General features: G+C 66.4%; 18 protein-coding genes, 1 tRNA gene and 1 CRISPR repeat array. Of the genes, 13 read left to right on the top strand and 6 right to left on the bottom strand.

The window, feature by feature from the left end; genetic code table 11:
* Positions 1-5: 5 nt before the first annotated feature.
* The 7 genes from C4T78_RS04885 (at position 6) to C4T78_RS36900 (ending at position 5069) form a co-directional block, all read left to right on the top strand.
* Positions 6-293: a ferredoxin family protein gene (locus tag C4T78_RS04885; RefSeq protein ID WP_093346720.1), complete on the top strand. Its 288-nt coding sequence runs from the start codon at positions 6-8 to the stop codon at positions 291-293.
* 1 nt (position 294) lies between these two features.
* Complete coding sequence (locus C4T78_RS04880; RefSeq protein ID WP_093346723.1) at positions 295-1158, top strand: mycofactocin-associated electron transfer flavoprotein beta subunit; 864 nt, start codon at positions 295-297, stop codon at positions 1156-1158.
* 121 nt (positions 1159-1279) lie between these two features.
* Complete coding sequence (locus tag C4T78_RS04875; RefSeq protein ID WP_093346725.1) at positions 1280-2062, top strand: mycofactocin-coupled SDR family oxidoreductase; 783 nt, start codon at positions 1280-1282, stop codon at positions 2060-2062.
* The gene (gene mftF / locus C4T78_RS04870) at positions 2059-3396 is read left to right on the top strand and encodes a mycofactocin biosynthesis glycosyltransferase MftF (protein ID WP_093346727.1); all 1338 of its coding nucleotides are present in this window, start codon (positions 2059-2061) and stop codon (positions 3394-3396) included. The genes C4T78_RS04875 and mftF overlap by 4 nt, the downstream gene beginning before the upstream one ends.
* Positions 3393-4079, top strand: a complete 687-nt coding sequence (gene mftE / locus C4T78_RS04865) for a mycofactocin biosynthesis peptidyl-dipeptidase MftE (protein WP_093346730.1) — start codon at positions 3393-3395, stop codon at positions 4077-4079. The genes mftF and mftE overlap by 4 nt, the downstream gene beginning before the upstream one ends.
* A 54-nt stretch (positions 4080-4133) precedes the next feature.
* Positions 4134-4207: transfer RNA gene (locus C4T78_RS04860), tRNA-Pro, on the top strand.
* A gap of 115 nt (positions 4208-4322) precedes the next feature.
* The gene (locus C4T78_RS36900; RefSeq protein ID WP_235863022.1) at positions 4323-5069 is read left to right on the top strand and encodes a tyrosine-type recombinase/integrase; all 747 of its coding nucleotides are present in this window, start codon (positions 4323-4325) and stop codon (positions 5067-5069) included.
* Positions 5070-5227: 158 nt separating this feature from the next.
* Here the strand turns inward: C4T78_RS36900 and cas6 are convergent, their stop codons facing one another.
* Together cas6 and C4T78_RS04845 are read right to left on the bottom strand one after the other, a co-directional pair.
* Positions 5228-5932: a CRISPR system precrRNA processing endoribonuclease RAMP protein Cas6 gene (cas6, locus tag C4T78_RS04850; RefSeq protein ID WP_093346732.1), complete on the bottom strand. Its 705-nt coding sequence runs from the start codon at positions 5930-5932 to the stop codon at positions 5228-5230.
* Positions 5904-7040 (bottom strand): P-loop NTPase family protein, encoded by a 1137-nt coding sequence (locus C4T78_RS04845; protein ID WP_143185728.1) that lies wholly within the window; start codon positions 7038-7040, stop codon positions 5904-5906. Before C4T78_RS04845 ends, cas6 begins: the two co-directional genes overlap by 29 nt.
* Positions 7041-7141: 101 nt before the next feature.
* On the opposite strand from C4T78_RS04845, the gene C4T78_RS04840 reads away from it, so the two are divergent.
* From C4T78_RS04840 to C4T78_RS04815, 6 genes are read left to right on the top strand one after another with little or no spacing between them, the layout of a single operon-like run.
* Positions 7142-9151: a TIGR03986 family type III CRISPR-associated RAMP protein gene (locus C4T78_RS04840; protein WP_177247397.1), complete on the top strand. Its 2010-nt coding sequence runs from the start codon at positions 7142-7144 to the stop codon at positions 9149-9151.
* A complete protein-coding gene (locus C4T78_RS04835; RefSeq protein WP_093346739.1) occupies positions 9148-10542 on the top strand; it encodes a Cas10/Cmr2 second palm domain-containing protein in 1395 nt (464 codons plus the stop codon). The genes C4T78_RS04840 and C4T78_RS04835 overlap by 4 nt, the downstream gene beginning before the upstream one ends.
* The gene (locus C4T78_RS04830; protein ID WP_235863023.1) at positions 10527-11102 is read left to right on the top strand and encodes an RAMP superfamily CRISPR-associated protein; all 576 of its coding nucleotides are present in this window, start codon (positions 10527-10529) and stop codon (positions 11100-11102) included. Before C4T78_RS04835 ends, C4T78_RS04830 begins: the two co-directional genes overlap by 16 nt.
* Positions 11099-12316, top strand: a complete 1218-nt coding sequence (locus C4T78_RS04825; protein ID WP_093346744.1) for a type III-B CRISPR module-associated Cmr3 family protein — start codon at positions 11099-11101, stop codon at positions 12314-12316. Before C4T78_RS04830 ends, C4T78_RS04825 begins: the two co-directional genes overlap by 4 nt.
* Positions 12313-13584, top strand: coding sequence for an RAMP superfamily CRISPR-associated protein (locus tag C4T78_RS04820; protein WP_093346746.1), 1272 nt, complete (start codon positions 12313-12315; stop codon positions 13582-13584). Before C4T78_RS04825 ends, C4T78_RS04820 begins: the two co-directional genes overlap by 4 nt.
* Positions 13581-14048: a hypothetical protein gene (locus C4T78_RS04815; protein WP_093346749.1), complete on the top strand. Its 468-nt coding sequence runs from the start codon at positions 13581-13583 to the stop codon at positions 14046-14048. Before C4T78_RS04820 ends, C4T78_RS04815 begins: the two co-directional genes overlap by 4 nt.
* Positions 14049-14420: 372 nt before the next feature.
* Positions 14421-14823: direct repeats of the CRISPR family, unit length 36 nt; unit sequence GTCGATACAACTTCGCCCGCCCACGGGCATAGAAAC.
* 170 nt (positions 14824-14993) lie between these two features.
* On the opposite strand, the gene C4T78_RS04810 is transcribed toward C4T78_RS04815, so the two are convergent.
* The 4 genes from C4T78_RS04810 to C4T78_RS04795 are packed head-to-tail and all read right to left on the bottom strand — an operon-like array spanning position 14994 to position 19461.
* Positions 14994-16712 carry a DEAD/DEAH box helicase family protein gene (locus tag C4T78_RS04810; protein ID WP_093346751.1) on the bottom strand — a complete coding sequence of 573 codons (1719 nt, stop codon included), beginning with the start codon at positions 16710-16712 and terminating at the stop codon, positions 14994-14996.
* Between the two features lie 26 nt (positions 16713-16738).
* Entirely contained in the window at positions 16739-17491 is a 753-nt protein-coding gene (locus C4T78_RS04805) for a DUF5343 domain-containing protein (RefSeq protein ID WP_177247398.1), read from the bottom strand.
* 27 nt (positions 17492-17518) lie between these two features.
* The gene (gene cas2, locus C4T78_RS04800) at positions 17519-17806 is read right to left on the bottom strand and encodes a CRISPR-associated endonuclease Cas2 (RefSeq protein WP_093348434.1); all 288 of its coding nucleotides are present in this window, start codon (positions 17804-17806) and stop codon (positions 17519-17521) included.
* Between the two features lie 5 nt (positions 17807-17811).
* Positions 17812-19461, bottom strand: coding sequence for a CRISPR-associated endonuclease Cas4/Cas1 (locus C4T78_RS04795; RefSeq protein ID WP_093346753.1), 1650 nt, complete (start codon positions 19459-19461; stop codon positions 17812-17814).
* Positions 19462-20037: the final 576 nt, after the last annotated feature.

The following is a 20037-nucleotide window of genomic DNA, read 5'->3' as shown; positions in this document are numbered from 1 at the left end:
CGAACATGCACCACGAGATGTCCTTCGCGGACCGGATGTCCACGGTCGAGTTCGACGTCGGTGAGCGCCCGCACATCACGGTCGACACCGAGATCTGCCGCTCCTGCACCACCAGGGCGTGCGTGCCGGCGTGCCCGGCGAAGCTGTTCGTGCCCACCGACGACGGCGGAATCCTGTTCAACTACGAGCAGTGCTTCGAGTGCGGCACCTGCTACCAGCTCTGCAACTCGGCGGGCGCCATCACCTGGACCTACCCCGACGGCGGGCACGGCGTCGTGTTCCGGAAGGGCTGACATGCAGATCGTCGCAGCGCTGAGCTGGTCGTGGCAGCGCATCGAGGTCGACCCGCTGACCGGCAACCTCACCACCGACCACCGAGGCACCAACGCCGCCGAGCTCGCCGCGCTGGAGCACGCGCTCAGGCTCGCTGAAGAGCTGGACGGGCATGTGGTGGCGGTGACGGTTGGACCGCCGGAAGCCGACGAGGTGCTGCGGACGGCGTTGGCCGCTGGAGCGCACGAGGCGATCCGAGTGGAGCGCGACACCGCACCCGACGCCCGCTGGCTGGCGTCCAACGGCGCTGAAACCGCTCGTGCGATCACAACTGCGCTGAGGACAACCCCCGACCTGGTGCTGTGCGGCGACAGATCGTCCGACGGCGCAACCGGCACAACTCCGGCGTTCATCGCCGCGCGCCTGGGCGCCGCGCAGGCGCTCGGCGTCGTCAAGCTCGCGACCGAGGGACGGACGGTCCTGGCCCACCGACGCTTGGACGGCGGACGCCGCGAGGTCCTTCGCCTGCCGACCCCCGCTGTCATCTCCGTCGAAGGCGGTGTCCGCCTACGCCGAGCGAGCTTGCCAGCCGTGCTGGCCGCTCAACGCGCCCCGATCTCCTCGGTGCCGTTCGACACCCGACGGGGGCCGACGGTCGCCGCCCGCCCGCGTCGCCCGCGCCCGCGCGAACTACCGCCCCCGACAGCGGCTGCTGCGCACCACCGGATCCTGGAGCTCACCGGAGCGCTGGTCGAACGCACCCCGCCGGCGATCGTCGGCCCGCTCCCAGCACCGGAAGCCGCCGACGTCCTGCTGGCCTACCTGCACCGCCACGGCTACCTCGAAACCGACCCTGTCGCGCGAGAAGCAGTGGAACGGCCATGAGCAGCCCTGTGCCGACCCCAGTGCTGCACAACCGCATCCCTGGGGGCCGTGATGCGAATCAGCCACAAGAATCGATCCGGAACGCAACCGCCACTGTGAATCGCGGAGAGGCGGGTAGGCCATGAGCAGGGTCGCGATCGTCACCGGTGCGGCGCGCGGGATAGGCGCCGCTGTGGTGCGGCAGCTCGCCACCGAGGGTTGGCGCGTTGTCGCCACCGACATCTGCGCGGAGCTCCCCGGAGCCTCCTATCCGCTCGGAACCCGCGCGCAGCTGCGGGAACTGGCCGAGCAGTGGCCGGATTCGGTCCGTGACGTGGTCGCCGACGTCCGGGACGACGCGGCCGTCCGGCACGCCGTCGAAGTGGCCGAGGCCGAGTTCGGCGGGATCGACGCAGCGGTCGCGGCAGCGGCGGTCATGGCAGGTGGCGAACCGCTCTGGGAGACCACCGACGAGCAGTGGAACGCCCTGTTCGACGTCGGCGTCCGGGGCGTGGCGAACCTGGCCCGCGCCGCCGTGCCGAAACTGCTGCAACAGCCCGAACCGCGCTCCGGCCGCTTCGTCGCGCTGGCCTCCTCGGCCGCGCACCGCGGGCTGTACCACCTCGCCGGGTACAACGCGGCCAAGCACGCCGTGGTCGGCTTGATCAGAGGCCTGGCCACCGACCTGCGCGGCACCGGGATCACCGCCACGGCCGTCTCGCCGGGATCGACCCGCACCGACATGCTCACCGCCACCGCGGCCTACTACGACCTGCCCGACGTCGAGGAGTTCAGCAGGCACCAGCTCGTCGAGCGGATCCTGGAACCCGAGGAGGTCGCAGCGGCGGTGTGCTGGCTGTGCGGTGAGCGGTCCTCGGCGATCACCGGAACCGTGGTGCACGCCGACGGAGGTTTCACCGCATGACCCTCCGGTTGGCGCCCGATCCCGGTCTCCGCCGCTTCGCCGACGGTCGAGCCCTGGCCGGCGGCTCACCGTTCCGCGTGCTGCGGCTGAGCGCGGCAGGAGCGCGCCTGGTCGACCGGTGGTTCGCCGGAGAGCCGGTGACTGCGGGCGCAGCGCTCGCGAAGCGCCTGGTCGGCGCAGGTATGGCGCACCCCCGCTACGAGCAGTCCCGGTTCCGTCCCGAAGACGTGACCGCGGTGCTTCCAGTGCGCGACGACCAGTACCGAGCACCGGACTCGGCGATCGTCGTGGACGACGGATCGAGGCACCCGGTACCGGGCGCCTCGGTGCGGCACCCGGTGCCCCGGGGCCCGGCAGCGGCCCGGAACTCGGGCCTGCGACTGGTCACCACGCCGCTGGTGGCCTTCCTGGACGCCGATGTCGAGGCAGCGCCCGGCTGGCTCGAACCACTGCTCAGCCACTTCGAGGACCCCGATGTGGTGGCAGTGGCGCCCCGCGTCCGCAGCGTCCCGGGCAGCAGTGCACTCGACCGCTACGAGACCGCGAGATCGCCGCTGGACCTCGGCGATCAACCAGGACTGGTGCAGCCGGGCAGCCGCATCAGCTACGTGCCCTCGGCGGCACTGGTGGTCCGCACCGATGTGCTCCGCGAAGCTGGTGGATTCGACGAGAACCTCCGCTTCGGCGAGGACGTCGACCTGATCTGGCGCCTGGTTCAGCAGCACCGGATCCGCTACGAACCGGCATCCACCGTGCACCACCGACCGCGCCGGACCTGGACGGCCCTGCTCCGCCAGCGCTTCAGCTACGGAACATCAGCCGGCCCGCTCGCCACCCGCCACGGCACGGCGGTCGCCCCGGTCCGGACTTCGCTGTGGAGCGCCGCCGCGTGGGCGCTGCTCGGCACCCGCCGAATAACCCCGGCACTGGCGGTCACCAGCGGCGCGGCGGTGCTCCTGGCCCGCAAGCTGGGCAAGATCGGAGTCCCGGTGGAGGAATCGCTGCGCCTGACGGCGCTCGGAACACTCGGCGCAGGCCGCTACCTGGCCGACGCCATCGGCAGGCCCTGGGCGCCGCTCGCGATCCCCCTGCTGGCGATGAGCCGAGGTGGCCGCCGCGTCTTGACGGCGGTGGCGCTGCGGCACCTGCTGGACTGGTTCCGCGAACGCCCACCGCTGGACCCGGTCAGCTGGACACTGGCCCGCCTCGCCGACGACGCGGCCTACGGCTGCGGAGTGCTCTGCGGCGCGTTCCGCAGCCGCACCGCAACACCGCTGCTACCGGTCCTGTCCAACGCTGGCGGCCGCAGCAGCGTCCCGACGGAGCGACCATGACGAACCTGGCGGATCTGACCTGGCCGGACCTCGCGGAACCGGCCCTGCTGGCAGTGCCCCTGGGAGCAACCGAGCAACACGGCCCCCACCTGCCCTTCACCGTCGACACCGAGATCGCGGTGGCCCTGTGCGAACGCCTGGCCGAGCACCGCCCGGTCCTGGTAGCCCCACCGGTGGCCTACGGCTCCAGCGGCGAGCACGCGGACTTCCCGGGCACCCTGTCGATCGGCCAGCGAGCGGTGGAACTGCTGGTCGTGGAGCTGGCCCGCTCAGCGGACTCGTACGCGGGAGTGCTCCTGGTCTCGGCCCACGGAGGCAACGCCGAACCGCTCGGCCGAGCCCTGCGAACCCTGCGCGCGGAAGGCCGCCGAGTCCTCGCCTGGTCACCACCGGGCAGACCCGACGACACCCACGCGGGCCGCACCGAAACATCGGTGATGCTGGCCCTGCGCCCAGCAGCGGTCCACCTCGACCGCGCGGAACGAGGCACGACGACCCCGCTCCCGGACATCCTCCCGACCCTCCGCGAGAAGGGACTGGCGGCGGTGACGCCCAGCGGAGTCCTCGGCGACCCGCGCGGAGCGACCGCGGCGGAGGGGGAGCGGCTGCTGGCGACCTGGACCCGAACCCTGATCACGGCAGTCGACGCCTGGACCTGCGAAAACGCCGAACCAGGGGGGTAGATGATCGCCCGTTCGGAGGTGCGGTAAGCTATCGGCACACCCCAAGAGGTGAGTCGGGATGTAGCGCAGCTTGGTAGCGCACTTGACTGGGGGTCAAGGGGTCGCAGGTTCAAATCCTGTCATCCCGACGGTGTAGAGGGTCTTCGCAGGTCAAACCCTGCGGAGACCCTCTCTTTTTGATCAAGACTCGTTCTTCGGAGTCAAGCACGCCGCTTGTCGACACCTTGACTTCGGAGATTCGAAATGCCCCTGATGGATCTTGAAAGACTCACCGACGGCCTCTCGGTGACGTGGGCAGGCTACCTGCGGGACTGGGACCGCAGCCTGCGGTCCGCCAACCGTCCGGAGACCACTCGCTACAACTATCTCCTCGCCGCCGCGCAGCTGGCCCGCTACCTCGCGGAGCACTCACCTGATCCTGACGCCGCGGAGGCCTCTGAGGATCCTGCCGAGGTCACGAAGGCTCATGTCGAGGCGTTCCAGGCCTGGATGATCGAGACTCGCTCGGCAGCTACTGCGGTGAACAAGCACAAGGCCCTGCAGCAGTTCTTCAAGTGGCTGATGTTCGATGAGGAGGAGATCGATCGTTCGCCGATGGAGCATGTCCGGTTGCCCAAGGCACCGACCAAGCTCGTCCCGGTGATCGAGTCTGAGGCGACTACGCGTCTGCTGGAGGCCTGTAAGGGCAAGGACTTTCTCAGACTCCAGCTTGCGCGCAAGACCGATGCAGGCGGTGTCGTGCTCGACGTTGCTGACGCCGACCCATTGGTGCCTCGTTCAGCGGCGTGGTCTCCAGCGTCGCAGATAAGGCCGGAATCACGGTGTACCGGGTTCTGGTGCAGCGGTGGACAAGGGCGTTGGGGAGGCGCTGGTCGGCTATCGGCGCACACCGGACGTAGGCCCGGTCGTGGTGCTCTCCACTGGCGGGGTGCAGGCGGAGCTGTACGAGGACGGTACCGACCAACGTCAACGGCTTGGGGGCTTCCCTAGGCCACCAGATCAGCGCGACCGACTCCCCGAAACTTGACTTCGCAGCAAATGGCACCAAGGTCCGTTCAGTGTCGCTTGCTCACCCGCTGTGTCACCGTGTGGTTGTGTCACCCCGGGCCTTTTCTGGCGTACGGGTTCTGCGATTTCATGGATGGTCGTCATGGGGCGAGGTCTTTGACGCGGATGGCGCCGAACCCGTGGGTGGTTTGGGCACCAATCCCGGCGATGATGGCGAATTGCATCAGGGCAGCGAAGATGGTTCGGGTGGTGTGGTCGGCTGCTTTGATCAGGCCGAGGCGGACCGTTCCGAAGAAGCCGGTTTGGTGCATGGTGGCCGAGACAGGGGTTCGGACGGTTTCGCCTGCCATCGCGTGCAGGAATACCGTGCCGGTGATGGCGCGCAGTAGTTCGTCGGTGATAGCGAACAGTGCTGGAGCGTGGGCGTTCCAGCGCTGTGCCAGGTTGCGGACGATCAGCACCGGATCCGGCAGCGGGTGGTCCCGACCGTTGCGGGAGAAGTACATCGGGCTGACGACCTGGAGTTGTGCATGGCGGGCGGGTTTGCTGTCGGCGAGTCGGGCGTAGCTGGTGTTGTCGAAGTGCGCGGCGCGCACATCGCAGTCGACGTCGCCGAGTCGGATGCGGTCCGGCAGCTGGGGTGGTGGTTGCTCGGCGAGCCAGCCGAGTCGCCAGCGGGTGCTTCCATCGATGTCGTACAGCGGTCCGACGGCGAAGGGCTTGTACTGCCGTTGGTGGTCGCTGTCCGGTGTCTCTAGCAGGGCGCAGGCGGCACCGTGCAGTCGTGCCGGGTAGATCTGCGGGTGCCCGGTGAGATCAAGGGTGATCTGGATTGTCGCTGGCACCGGTCGCCTCCTTCTTGTGCCCGTTGCCGCTCGCCACCGGCGCGGTGGCCGTGGGTGGCGTGGTCGGTTGAGATTCACGCACCCGCATCGGGATGTAGCCGCCCGAAGGCTGGTCGTAGTGCATGAGGTGCGTTCCGGCGAAGAACGCGTTGCGGGTCTGAGAGAGGTGCCACCCGATGGCCAGGGTGACGGTCTTGGGCACCATTGCCACGACAACCAGCTCCCGGTCAGCGGTTTCACGCTTGATTTCCCGCAAGAACCGGCTGATCTCCGGGCCGAACGATGCGAGCGCGTCGCGATCGAAGTCCGGTTCGTACCCGTCACGGCCGGGGATCTTCCCGCCGAGGGTGATCACATGCAGGGTGCTGACGCCGAAGTCAGCGAACTTCTCCTCGGAGTAGAACTTCGCCTTGTCGGTCAGCGCCAGCCACACGCCGACCCGGTTCCCCTGGGAGCCTGCGAGCTCGTGGGTATCTCTCCGGAGAAGGCCCGACGGTGGCGAATCCATGGGAAATTCTGCCGCTCGACGCTTGGATCCCTTTCGCCGGGCTTCGAACTCCAGTAGCTTGAGTTTGTCGGGCTGCGGGAGATGGGCCCCGACGGCCAAGGCCATCGGCCAGAAAATGTTCGGGGCGATGGTGTAGCCGGTGTCGTTGCGGTCGGTGTTGATCGCATCCTCGACGGCGTGCCCGATCTCGCGGCACGCCTCGACCATGTCGATCACGCCGTTCCTCCGGCGCCCGTTGAGGCTTACCCAGCGGGTCACCGAGCGTAGTGCCAGTCGTTCTTCCCTCGCGGCTTTCAGCGGCTCGTTGTGCAGGTTGGCCATCGATTCGTCGAGGACCTGCACGTAGAACAGGGTCCCCTTCTTGTCGTGCACGTAGGTCCTCCACAGCAACGCCAGGATCAGCACGACCAAGGCCACTACCAGGACAGTGAGCCGTTCGGGCACGATCACAGGCTTGTCCTGGGGCGTCTTCGGGAACCCGTCCTCCACTACCAGGGCCAGCGCCGCGGTGATCACGGCGGTGGAGGTGACGATCAGCCAGTTCGCGCCCTGAACCCGCAGCTGCCCGATGCCCGGCACTAGGCGGCGCAACGATTTCACCGGAACTCCCTCTCACGATCTGTGCGCATCCGGCAACCTACCGCACCCGATCACCGCTATGGTGATCACGGAGTCGTTGAAGGCCATCTGGGAGGCTGTGCGTGGCCGAAAGCTTCGTCAATCCCTATACGTTCGTGCCGTTTCCCGATTTGGCACCGCACCGCAGCGCCCCGCACGGGCATCTCGGGCGTGGTGACCTGCTGTCGGGGCGGTTGATGGTGACGATCGATGCCGAGACGCCGTTGCTGATCCGAGGCATTACGGCACAGCGGGACGACACGCCGCAGCTCCCGCGACGTCCGGATGGCACACCGATGATTCCGGGGTCCTCGCTCAAAGGCGCTCTGCGGTCGTTGCACGAGACGCTGGTGGGTGGGTGCCTGCGCGTGTTCAACAACGACTTCGTGCCGGGTTATCGGGATTCGGCCAAGCCGTCGGACATCGGCACCGTTCGGATGGCTGTGGTCAAGCACCATGATGACGAGACCGCGCCACCGGTGTTGTTGCTGTGCAAGGACGGTGACCCGCGGAAGCTCCGGCTGCACCAGAAGGATCTCCTCGGTCTGCACAGCGAGGATAATCCACTCACCTCGGGCGACCGGTTGAAGGTGAGCTTTGATGCCGAGTCGGGGAAACCGACCGGCGCGACCCGCAGTGCGGACGGCGAGTGGGTGGTCTTTATCACCGATTCACATGCTCGCGAGTCGAAAAGCCCCTACCGAGCGCACATTCGTCGGTTGCCGCCGGAACCCAAGACCGTCGACGTGCCCGCTGAGGTTTGGCGGTCGTATGTCGCGGCGTTGGAGGGTGCCGACGATTTAAGGACCAAGCGTGTCAAGGATCATGACGAAACCGAGCGTTATGCTTCGGTCACCTTCGATTACAAGCCCAAAGGAGGCCTGGAAACCACACTGACCCTGGGGCGTCGGTGGCTGGTGAGTAAGCGGCTGCATCCAGGACAACCCGTGTGGGTCCGCGTGCAGGGCGATCAGATCATCGCGCTTCGGCACGCGATGATCTGGCGGCACAACGGCGATTACCGGGCCGAGGAACGCATCGACAGCAGATTTTTGCCGTGCGAAGACGAACAGCATCTGTGTCCGAGCTGCCAGGTGTTCGGCTCCGCCGATACCAGCGGCCGCGACGGCGACCACGCCGAGCAGCACTCCTATCGCGGGCACGTGCGCTTCGGTGACGCTTTGGCGGTCGGCGATGTCGCGGGTCTGGAGGTGACCCTGCCGCCGATGGGCCGTCCCCGCCCCGGTGCTGGCCAGTTCTACCTGGTCAACGACCCGAACACCCGCGGGAACGCCAGCGCCCGGCCACTGCGGGAGTGGGGTTCCATCGCCGACCAGGACCGCAAGCCCCGGCGGCTGAGGGGACGCAAGTACTACTGGCACACGCCGCTGGGGACCGATTCGCTCCCGGCACGCGGGCAGGCACGGCCGCATCAGCTCGAAAGCGCGATGACCAGCAAGGCGGTCGCCTTTCCGCCCGGCACCCGGTTCACCGCGACGATCACGTTCACCGATCTCGATGAGATCCAGCTCGGCGGGCTCCTGGCCGTGCTGCAGCCCAGCAGCCTGCTTGGTCAGCGGGTGTGGCAGCACATCGGTGGCGGTCGGCCGCTCGGATACGGCTCGTGCACCGTGTCGGTCGACACCGAGCACAGCATGCTGTGGCGGTCCGGAAGCCGCTACGGCGCGGAGGGGACGGCCGCCCAGCCGGATATCGACGGGATCATCGCCTCCTTCCAAACCTGGGTTCAGTCCGAGCTGCCCGCAGTCGGGAACCAGTGGCCGCTGGTGGCGAAGGTCCTCGCGCCGAACACGGTCGATCCCAACAAAGTCTGGTATCCACCGGGTGCGGGTTGGAAGCAGCAGGGCAGCAAGGAGTTCGACGACGGCTACAGCTTCTGGAAGCAGACCAGCGGGGCGGAGATGGCCCGCGACAAGAAGTCCCAACGTCGTACGGGCTTCCCGCTGACACCGCTGCCGGAGCTGTGCGAGGACGACCAGTCGATGGACATCATCCCGGCGGACAAGGCCGTGCCGCTGCCCCAGCAGCAGAGGCACCCGCTCGATGACGACCGGAAAGGCAGGCGCAAGTGACCACCTACCTGGACGTTGCGGTGGTGCGCATCCAGTCGTGGTTGACCCGGGCACCTCAGCTGCGCGGGCGCCGAGGTGCGTCGGCGATGATCCGCGAAGCCACGGACCCGGACGAAGTCGAGCGTCTGTTGGCCGGGTGGGAGGAAGTCGTGGAACGCTGCAACGAGGCCGGCCACATCGACGGCGTGATCCCGCTGCGGATGCACACCGACGACGGCGACGTCATCGGCCGGGTCGAAGAGCACATCGTCCGCGGACTTCGACAGCGGTTGCCCGCGGCTGCACTGCGCACCACACAGCGCAGCGGCACGACGTGGCTGGACGCCCAAACCGGCGCGATTCAGGCTGAACACGAGTGGCCGCCGATGGTGTCCGAATGGCCGCCCGGCAAGCTCTGCGACTGGTGCCTCGCCTGGCCCGCCAGCAAGCAGCTGGTGGTCGGTGCAGGTGACGACCGGGAGCGCCGGGCGCTGTGCCTGGACTGCCAGCTGCGCGAGGAACACGCCGGATACGCCACCAGTAGCCGCGAGGACCTCGCCCCGAGTACCGAACGCGACCTGCTGGAACAGTGGGAGAAGAGGCATCCGGAGCGTCCGATGACCGTGCCGGACACCTTCGAAGCCCTCGCCGTGCTCGGCGAGGAACACGACAACACCCATGTGGCGACCGTTCACGCCGACGGCAACGCCATCGGAACCCTGCGCAAGGCCATCAGCAAAGCCATGGCCGAAGGCCGCGGAACCGGATTCAACCTGCCCGCGGCCATCGAGCACGCGACCTGGTCTGCGCTGGTCGACGCCCTCGACGCCACCACCCATCCGGACACCGTCACGCTGCCCGTCATCGCGCACCTGGTCGGCGGCGACGACCTCCTCATCAGCCTTCCTGCGCACCGCGCGTGGGAGTTCACGCACACCCTGCAGAGCCGCTTTACCACCTACTTGGCGCAGAGCCTCGCCGACGCCGGCTTGCAGCAGATCGCAGCGCCAACGATCTCCTCCGCAGTGGTCTTCCACCACCGGCAGAGCCCGTTGTCGCAAGCAGCCGACCTGGCTGCGGAGCTGCTCAAGTCCGCCAAAAAGCGCTACCGGGGGCGAGCAGCGGCGTTGGCCTGGCAGGACATCACGCGCGATGGCCCCCAACCGTTGCGGGACCGCGAGGCCCTCCGCTTAGACACGATGCACGATTCCTGGTCCGCGCTGGACATGCTGGCCAGCTGCAGCGCGTCCAGCCTCGCCAACCTGGCCGGACTGGCGCGGGACGGTGATCCCGAGCGGCTCAGCGAGTACGCCGCGCGCGTGAAGGTGGACGACACCGTGCGCCCCTTCACCGCCGGCCCCCTGAACCTCACCGACGCCCTGGGCATGGTTCGGTGGTGGAGAACGGCATGATCCCGATGTCTGCAGTGGATTTTCAGATCACGTTCAACGGTCCGTTCCGGGTGTCCACCGGGTATGCTCGCGCGGGACTCGACGCAGCGATCGACATCGAGAACCCGCTGCCCAACACCAGTCTCAAAGGTGTCATGCGCGCCACCGCCACTCAACTCCTCGGCGAGGAATCAGCCGTCGTGAAGCAGGTGTTCGGCTCAGTCGAGCACGAGGCCCCCTGGCGGTGGGGCCACGCCACACCCGGCGGATCCGGTTGGCACACCCCCAAGCCCGCCGCACGAGTGGCCATCGACGCGGACACTCACACCGCTGCCCCGGACATGCTGGGGATCAGCGAGCAGACCAGCGCCGCGCACGCGTTCTTCACCGTCACCCAGCGGTACCCGCTGGATGAGAACGCACTGCGCGCGCACCGCCTGGCGCTCGCCGTCGCAGGTCAGGCCACCAGGTCCCTGGGTGCGAACCGGCGTCGCGGGCTGGGTTGGGTCACCATCACCTGCACGAACGTCTCCCTCGATCGCGCCGCCATCGACGAGTTCCTCACACTGAGGTCAGCATGAACCAACACGCGCGAGTCACCGTCACCTTGACCGAGGCAGTCGCCGCGACCAAGAACGCGCGATCGGACTTCCAGCCGGACGTCCACAACCACATCCCGGGTTCCGTCCTGCGCGGTGCCGTCGCGGCGATCTGGATCCGCCAGCTGGGCCCCGAGATCACCACCACACCGGAGTTCGCCCGGATCTTCGACGGTGAAGGAACCTTCGGCCCGCTGCACACCCTCGGCAGCCAACCGATCCCGCTGTCGGTGCAGGTCCACAAGTACGAGCCGGAGCGCACCTGCCAGAAGCTGTGGTGGGACGCCGCACTCGGCGAGATCGCCGAAGACTGCCCTGATTGCAGGTATCCCCTGGAATTCAGCAAGGGTCAGTCTCGCGGCTCGGTGGACTTCACCACCCGGATCATGACCGCTCTCTCCACCGACGGCGTGGCCAAGGACGGCCACCTGTTCAGGCAGAAGGCACTGCGTCAAGACCAGCGCATGCACGGATGGCTCTACGGCGAAGCCGTTGCGGCGCTGAAGCTGAACGACACGCCCATCACGTCGGTGTTGCTGGGCTCGCGCCGAAGCCTTCGCGGCAGCGCCACGGTTGAGCTCGAGCACGATGCAGTCCCGGAACCTGTCGAATGCATCGGCAACGACATCATCCTGCGATTGGCATCTCCCGGAGTGTTCGTCGACGACTTCGGTCTACCGAGCCAAGTTCCGAACCTCATCGAACTCACCCACGTGCTCGGTGTCAAAGCGATCAACGTCGATCAGCACTGGACGCGCTGGGACGAGGTGGGCGGTTGGCACGCGGCCAGCGGCCTGCCCAAACCAGCCGAACGGGCAGTGGCCGCCGGCTCCACCTATCGAGTGCGCTGTGCTGAGCAGCCGTCAGAAACCGCTCTGCGCGCTCTGATGGCCCGCGGAGTCGGATTGCGGCGCAGGGAAGGCTTCGGGGCTCTCTTCCGTCCCGAAGCACCGCGCGCGGTCCGCAGCTGGACCGGCAGCGTTGCACCGCTTCGGCAACGGCCGCAACTGCTGCCCGCATTCCGCAACCGCCTCGACGGCCTGCGCCGGGGCACCACCGACGACGCTGTCTTCCGCCGCGCGTTGGAGAACATGCGAAATGCTCCCGACACCTACGTTCAAGCGTTCCGGACGATGCTCGACATCACCGACGCCGACCTTTACGAGAAACTCCTGGACTTCCTGGAGCAGGGATGAAGAGCGCACTGATCAGGCTCCGGCTGCGCATGGAAACCGCCGGCGGCGTTACAGCTCCCGAATCGGCGGAAACGCCGGAGCAAACCCTGCTGCTGCGCACCGACACCGCGGGGAAACCCCATCTCCCCGGCGCAACCGTCGCGGGAAGTCTCCGGGCCCATACCGCCGCGCAGAACGCTCTCAAACCCACCGAGCAGCTCCCCGACCTCTTCGGCAGCCAGCTGAAGTCGAAGCAGCGCGCGGCGTCCCCCGTGCAGGTGCTCGGCACGATCTACCGCGGTGACGGGGGCACCGACCTCCGCCGACGAACCGCCATCAACCGGGAACGCGGCGGCGCGGACAACCTCACGCTCCACACGATCGAAACCCTGCCCGCAGGAACGGAATTCGACGTCGTGCTGCGCTGGGACAACCCCGACCAACGCTATGACGCCTTCATCGACGCGCTCCGCGTCTGGCGCCCCCAGCTCGGCCGCGGCGGCAGCACCGGCGCCGGATTCTGCACGGTCACCGGACTCGGCCACCAGACCTACGACCTCACCACCCCGGACGGCCTGCTCGCCTGGCTCGCAATCGCCTCCACCGACGACTACCCCGAACCGGATCGCTTCGCAGCGCAGGACTCGCACCCGGAAGCACTGCTGCAGGTCGACCTGGACATCGTCGACGGCATCCACATCGGGGCCGGCGAGGCCACCAAGACCGAACCCGCCGGTCCGGACATCAGCAGGATCCTGTGCATCGGCAACGACTACATAGTGCCCGGTTCCACGCTCAAAGGCGTCCTGCGCTCCCGGACCGAATACATCTGCCGCGTCGTCGGGGCACCAGCCTGCCCGGACCAAGCTTGCGGCGAATGCGCCCCATGCACGTTGTTCGGCTGCGGCGGGACGGAACGCACCGCGCACCGCGCGAAGATCGCCATCCACGACGCCGTCATCACCGACCCGGTGCTCGAACTGCGCCACCACGTCGCCCTCGACAGGTTCACCGGCGGTTCCGCGGACGGACTGCTCTACACCGACGAGGTCGTCACCAGCGGGTCCTTCCGGCTCCGCATCGACCCGCTCGTGCCGAGACCAGAGCTCAGCCGCGCCGAGCTTCTCCTCCTCGAAGCAGTCGTCACCGACCTCGATGATGGACTAATCGGAATCGGTGCCCGCTCAACCGCCGGTCTTGGAACAGTCCGGGTCACGAGCACAGACTGGAAACGCCCCGAGAACCTCGCAGACCTGGCCGGGCTCCTCACCAAGGAATCAGCAGCATGAGCATCAACTGGACCCTGCACGGCAGCCGCCAACGCCACAACAACGTCTGGTCGCAGCTCTACCAACACATCGAGGGCTGGACGGCCGCCTGGGCGGACAACAACGGCTTCCACCTCGAAACCATGCCGACCGCCCCTCCGAACACCACACATCTCTGGGCATGGACAGCCGGGCAGTGGCTCCGCGCCCGCCTCGACACCCCGCACTGGTGGGTCGCCGTCCTCACCACCGAACCATTCACCACCGTCGACGACTGGGCTACCCAAACGATCGACCAAGTCGACATCATCCCGGTACTGCACTGGCCATCCAAGAGCGGTCGTACCGGCCAATACCGCGGCCCCGAGAACATCCTCGGAACCACCGACACCATCCAACTGCTCCCGCACCGGGCCACCACGACACCATTCATCGGGAAGACGGCCTCCCTCCCAACGGAGCTCCGCACGCTCGCCGGGGTCTAGCCGCATCCCTCGGGTGCATCCAACTGCGAGCGTTCCAACACAAGCACTCCCACGCGTAACCGATCGCGCCGGGTCTGCTCAGGATTGCGCGGCTGAGGCGGTCGAAAGGATCGGGGCCGTCATCGCCGCCGGTGACACCGTGTCGTGCTGTGCCCTGCGGTTATCGGATCGAACCTGGTTACCGTGACAGACTGCGCGAGCGGCTCGGTTCACGCCAGGTCGTGAAGAGGCGCTCGCAACAGCGTTTGTGCAGGTCAACGGGAATCTGATGATCCGTCGTCCGAGCTGGGTGGCGATCTCTCGATCTTCGTTGCCGAGGTGCTCGAAACCGACTACGATTCTGCAGGTCACCGGTCACGCAAAACGTGAGCGGTCGATACAACTTCGCCCGCCCACGGGCATAGAAACCCGATACGGCCATCCCCGCACAAATCGCGGCGATGACGTCGATACAACTTCGCCCGCCCACGGGCATAGAAACCGCGGGGATCTCCTCCAGGTCGCGCACCTGCCCCCGGATGGTCGATACAACTTCGCCCGCCCACGGGCATAGAAACACGTCGTTGCTCGGTCCGGCATCCGTGCGACTGCCGAGTCGATACAACTTCGCCCGCCCACGGGCATAGAAACTCCTATTGGGGGGATGCGTCGTTGGCGTCGACCACGTCGATACAACCTCGCCCGCCCACGGGCATAGAAACCGGTGGTCCATCAGCACGCTGTCGCGGTCCTCGACCTCGTCGATACAACCTCGCCCGCCCACGGGCATAGAAACCGCTGCTGCTCCCACAGCCTCGCCCGGCCACGGGCCACAATCTCGCCCGGTTACCGGCATAGAAACCTCTGGATGAGCGTTGTTGCAGCGGTGTCCTTGTCCGTTCAGACGCCGCAACCTCGCCCTGCTACCGGTGAGCAGGGCGGGGTAGTTGATCCGGAATGCCAACCTCAGTCGGAGTTGTCGCGGTTCTCGCCGTTCAGACGGATGCCGACAGCCAGTCGGGTTGCGTAGGTCGTGGGGATCAGTACGGTCTCACACAATGAAATTGCGTTCTCGTTTTCCGCAGTGGACACTGTCTGTTCGAGATCGAGTACGTCGATTCCGCGTAGGTGCGGGTCGTCGATTCCGACGAGGTCGTAGCGGTCCGAGCGGGTGGTTTCCGGTGAGGGGCCGCGCACTTCCGGTCCGGTCTCGTCGGTGAGTGGAAACGCGTCGCGGATGGTGTCGGCGAATGCCTCGCGGATTACGGGGTGGTCCGGGATGAGGATCTTCGCTGGCAGATGCGTTCCGGTGTCGCGTTCGGTTCGGGTCAGGCGCATCGCGCGCGCCATCATCTGGGACACGAACAGCGGCGCCACGATGTTCGAGGCGTACGCGATCACGGAGATATGCGGACAGTCGAAGCCTTCTGTGACCATGCGAACCGTGACGATCCCGCACGACCGCGGTTCGTCACGGGCGATGCGAAGATTGGTGAGTGCATCGGGTTCGTCGTAGACGATCAGGCGGGCGAAGTCCGTACCGGTGGCCTTGTTCAGGGCGCGTGCGGCATGACGTGCCACGACGACGGTTGGTGCGACGAAGAGCAGCTTCAGGTACTCCGCATGATCGAGTGCCTCGATTTGCTCATTGAGCAGCCGTACCGCTTCGGCCGCGAAGCGATCGATCCATTCCGGTGACTCCAGCACCTGTGAGAGCAGGGCGGTGCGTTCGCGCTCGTCCAGGTCAGCGATCTGCGTGGGGAGTACCGGATGACTGCTGGAGAGGTTGATGTACTCGGCTCGTCCGCCGTAGCGGTAGAGCTCGGGTGCGCGGAGTTCGGTGCCGATGAGCTCGCGCGTGGGCACGGCCCAGTCGTTCAGAGCCTGAAGCTTGGGCACGTCGTTGACTGTTACCCGTTCGTAGCGAACGGTCGAGATTCGGTGGCGCGGATCGGAACGGAAAAGGGTCCCGGTCATGTTGAGCACAGCGCCCGCGCGAACTTCCCCTGCCGCGACGTCGCCGACCATGCGCCGGACAGCGTTTCCCCACGATGCCTCGTCTGCGACGTGATGCACTTCGTCGAACACCAGCAGCGTTGTTCGCTGTCGCATCCGGGTCGCGTGCACGCGTGCGTAGGTGGGCAGAGACTGGTATGTGACGATCACGCCGACCAGTCCATCGGCTTCGAGCGCGCCGTCCGTCGGGTGCGGGTCGAGGTGAATTCCGAGCTGGGCGAGTTCTGATCGCCACTGCCTGACCAGCGCGGTGTTGGGCACGACGACCACAATGCGCTCGATGAGCCTTGACTCGAGCAGTCGACGCATCAGCACGGCGGCGAAGATCGTCTTGCCCGCGCCAGGGGCGGCCTGGAGGGTGGCGGTGCCGTGCCGGAAGACCCGGTCGGCGATCACGGGCAGTGCGTCAGCCTGCCAGGGTCGGAGGGTGAGGCCGGCGATCGGGCCTGCGTCGTGGTTGCCGAGCCGAAGGTTGCAGCTCGGACACCAGGCCTCCAGATTCGGGAGGGTGGTGGCGCCGCCGTGCGAGTGGGCGATGAGATGTGCTGCCTGGTAGTCGGGCCCGAGCTCCACGCCGCACCGCTGGCACCGGCCGCCTGCGTCTTCGAACAGGTGAGCGCGTTGCTGCGGGTCGGCGCGGCGCTTCGGGTCGCGTCCATAGCTGGACATGGTCCTTTCCTTATTGATGTGCGGATTTAGTCGGTGTCGCTGTCGGTTTCACGGGAGGTGACGTCGGGCTCGTTGCCCGGGTGGGCCTCGCGGTAGCTGTGGATGCTGTCGATGATTCCGAAGACGAACTTTCGGTCTTCCTCGGTGAGTTTCAGTGGGTCGATCTCGACGCCGAGGCTGAGCTTCCCCGCGCCTTCGGCGAGGATGACGGTCTCAGTAGGACGCGACGTCGACTCGGGTGCGCTCGCCTGTTTCGGTACTCGCGGAGCACGAGATCGCCTCGGTCGCGATGGCGCGGCTTGTCGGCTGATCTTGTCGGCGTTGCGTTCCCAGTTCTTGCTCACCGTGATTCCGGCAAACTTGGCTGCCTGCATAAAGAATCGGATTGCCTTGCGCCGAGTTTCACCGCTCTGGCCGAAGGACTCACGCCATGTATCAAGAAGTTGTTGTGCAGTGGCGTAAGGTCCAAGATCCAGGACCGGTGCGTAGTGTTCCCGAACAAGCCGTTCGACGACGATCGGGCGCGCGTCTTGGTTGTAAACGATGTCGTGAAGCAGTTGGGTCGGCACATCGTTTGAATCGATGAGGCCTGTTTTCCGGAACAAGGAGAGGTAGTTCGACTGCACGGTCCCGGGCATCCAGTGCAGGTAGCTTCGGTCGATGACCGACGGGAGCGCCTCGTCGCCGGCCATTCGATCGAGACTGGACATGAACACCCCGAAGGTGAGGTTGTAAGGCGGGACGAAAGTGCTTGTGGTGACGTCCTCGTTCGTGGCCATGATCCGTTCCTCTCTGGTGGTGGAGTTTCACACCACCCGATGTCCCGTAGCGGGCAGTGGGCGCCGACGTCCCAGGAACTCAAACCGGCTCGTGTCGTCGGGTTGTCCGAGGTCGACGATCAGAATGCGGTCCTCTGTAGGGTCGATGATCTGGTCGAGTGTGTAGGTCATATCGGCGACATCCGCGCGGGTGAGATCGCATAGGAACACCGAGTACTGAGCTCTGTCGCCGAAGTCCTCCATCCGCTTGGCGACCAGGCGAAGCCGGTGGGGTGAGCGGATGTCGTACGCGACCAGGTAGCGACGTCGAAGCATCGTGATCACCTGCTGGTGAATGCGGTGTAGTGGGGGATTTCACCCATCAGACAAGCTGCGAACAGCCGTGCCTGGATCTCGATGGCGCGCCGATAGGTGACCTGGTATCCGAAGACTGGGTGGCGAATCTCGGTCGCCAGACGGCGTTCGTAGGCACCGATGACCTCACCTCGACCAGTCTTCGTGAGCGCCACGGAGACCGGGTGGACGTGGAACGTGGCCGGACGTGCCTGGCGGTTGTTGATCAGGGTGAAAGCCGTCGAGTCCGCGACCAGGGGACGGAACTCCTCGGCGAGATCGAGAACGAGCGCAGGGCGGCCGCGGCGTGGTTGGTGGTAGCAACCCCAGTACGGGTCCAAGCCGAGCGCGTAGCAAGCGGTCATGACGTCCTTGACCAACAGGCCGTAGAGGAACGAAAGCAGACAGCTCACCGCGTCCTCCGGCGGCCTGCGAGTCCGTCCGGAGACCTGGAACGACGGCCCGGGAAGACGATGATCACTGCGCAACGAACGCGCGAAGCCAGCGAAGTAGGTGCGTGCCGCTGCCCCCTCTATACCCCGCAGCGTGGTCAGGGTCGGAGCCCGCTGCGCTCGGGCAGCTTCGGCGTCGAGCCGATCGAGAAGATCCTGGTCGTCAAGATGTGGATTGCGGCGAAGCAGCGTGCGGCAATTGCGGATCTTTCCGGCGACGATGCGGCGCGCGATGTCGAACATCTGACCCGGAGAAGCGGTGAACTGGCGCCGACGAAGCTCGACGTGCTTGCCGAGAGTTGGAACTCCGACCACCTTGAGGCCGCCGTGAGTCGACGTCCACACCAGCGGGCTGCCCTGATCGGCGAGCGCATGCACAGCCTGACTCGTGACGGTGACCGGGCCCGCGGCGACGAGGTGCAACACATCCCGAAGCCGGACGGTCATCAGGGTGTGCTGGTTTTTGCTGACGACCAGGCGATCACTGCGGATACCGACGGTCGCGCCTGGTTCGGCGATGTAGACCGGGTCGCGAGCTGGAGCACGGGGGAGAAGGCGTCTGGGCTCTTCGGTGTTCCGGTCGGTGAGCTCGTTGATCTCGTCCGGCATGCAGATCGGCAGCATCGCGCAGAGCGCGCACTTCTGGCTGTGCTGCAGAGGAGGCGGCGGCTTCGCCTGACCGACCAGCTTCCGAGCTTCAAAGATTGTGCGGCGTAGTTCGGCTTCGGCCTCAGGAGTCCACGGGACACGAACACGTTGGCGAACAGAGGCATACCAGAGGTAGCCCTCGGTGCACCTGTAGTCTTGTAGCCGTAGAAGCACGATCTGTGCCATGAGTTGCACTTGGTGGTCTGGCCAGGGAGTACCGTCACGCTGTGGGGCTCCCCTGCGGAACTCCACGGGACGAACGCTTCCATCAACTGCTTCAACGACGTCGCAGGTGGCCGTCAGTCCAAGCTTGGCGGAGGACAACGCGAGCGAACGGGCCTTCCAGCTGGTCGGCTTGATGCGGTGAGCAGGGCGTTCCTGGCCGGTGGGGATATCAACGGAGGAGTGGACGTGGCGCCCGAGTCTCATCTCTTCGGTGTCCAGTCGGTAGCCCTCGGCGTACTGCAGGTGGAACATGCGCCCGCAGAATCGTAAGTCGCCGACTGCACGGGCGCCGAGGGGGAGTGGTGCATCCATACGATCACCTCTTGCAGCCAAATCCGGTACACTTTCGGACAATCTGCAGCGTGCGTCGGCACCGCCGTTCTGTGAAGTCACACGATGGTTCTCGCTGCCAGCACGGCGAGTGCTCAGCTCGGATAGGGCTGTTGTCTCCGATGGAGCGGGGAATTCTGGTGTGCCAGTAGGTGACGGCGGGTTTGCGGTCAGCTCGCGAAACGTCACACCGGATTCGCCCAGGTGCATACCAGCGTGTCGATTCGGAATTGCTGGTGCGTAAGTTGTCTGAGGTGCGATTGTGGTTGCGAGCGGCTCGGTTCGAAGTTGGCCCTGAGGAGGCGCTCGCGGCGTGATTGACGCAGGTCAGATCTGCTAAGGTGATCAACATGACGGCCCGAAGGACAAGATGATGGTCTCCGTTGCCCAGGCGCTCGAAACCGACTACGATTCCGCAGGTCACCGGCCACGCAAAACGCGAGCGGTCGACACAACCTCGCCCGGCCACGGGCATAGAAACCGGCGCGGCGATGTCCCGTCGGTAGACGCCAAGCTCCGAAGTCGACACAACCTCGCCCGGCCACGGGCATAGAAACC

This window comes from Saccharopolyspora kobensis (assembly GCF_900108315.1).
In the GTDB taxonomy this organism is placed as follows: domain Bacteria; phylum Actinomycetota; class Actinomycetes; order Mycobacteriales; family Pseudonocardiaceae; genus Saccharopolyspora; species Saccharopolyspora kobensis.
Note: the sequence above shows the minus strand (reverse complement) of the source record. Positions and strands in the feature narration are given on the sequence as shown.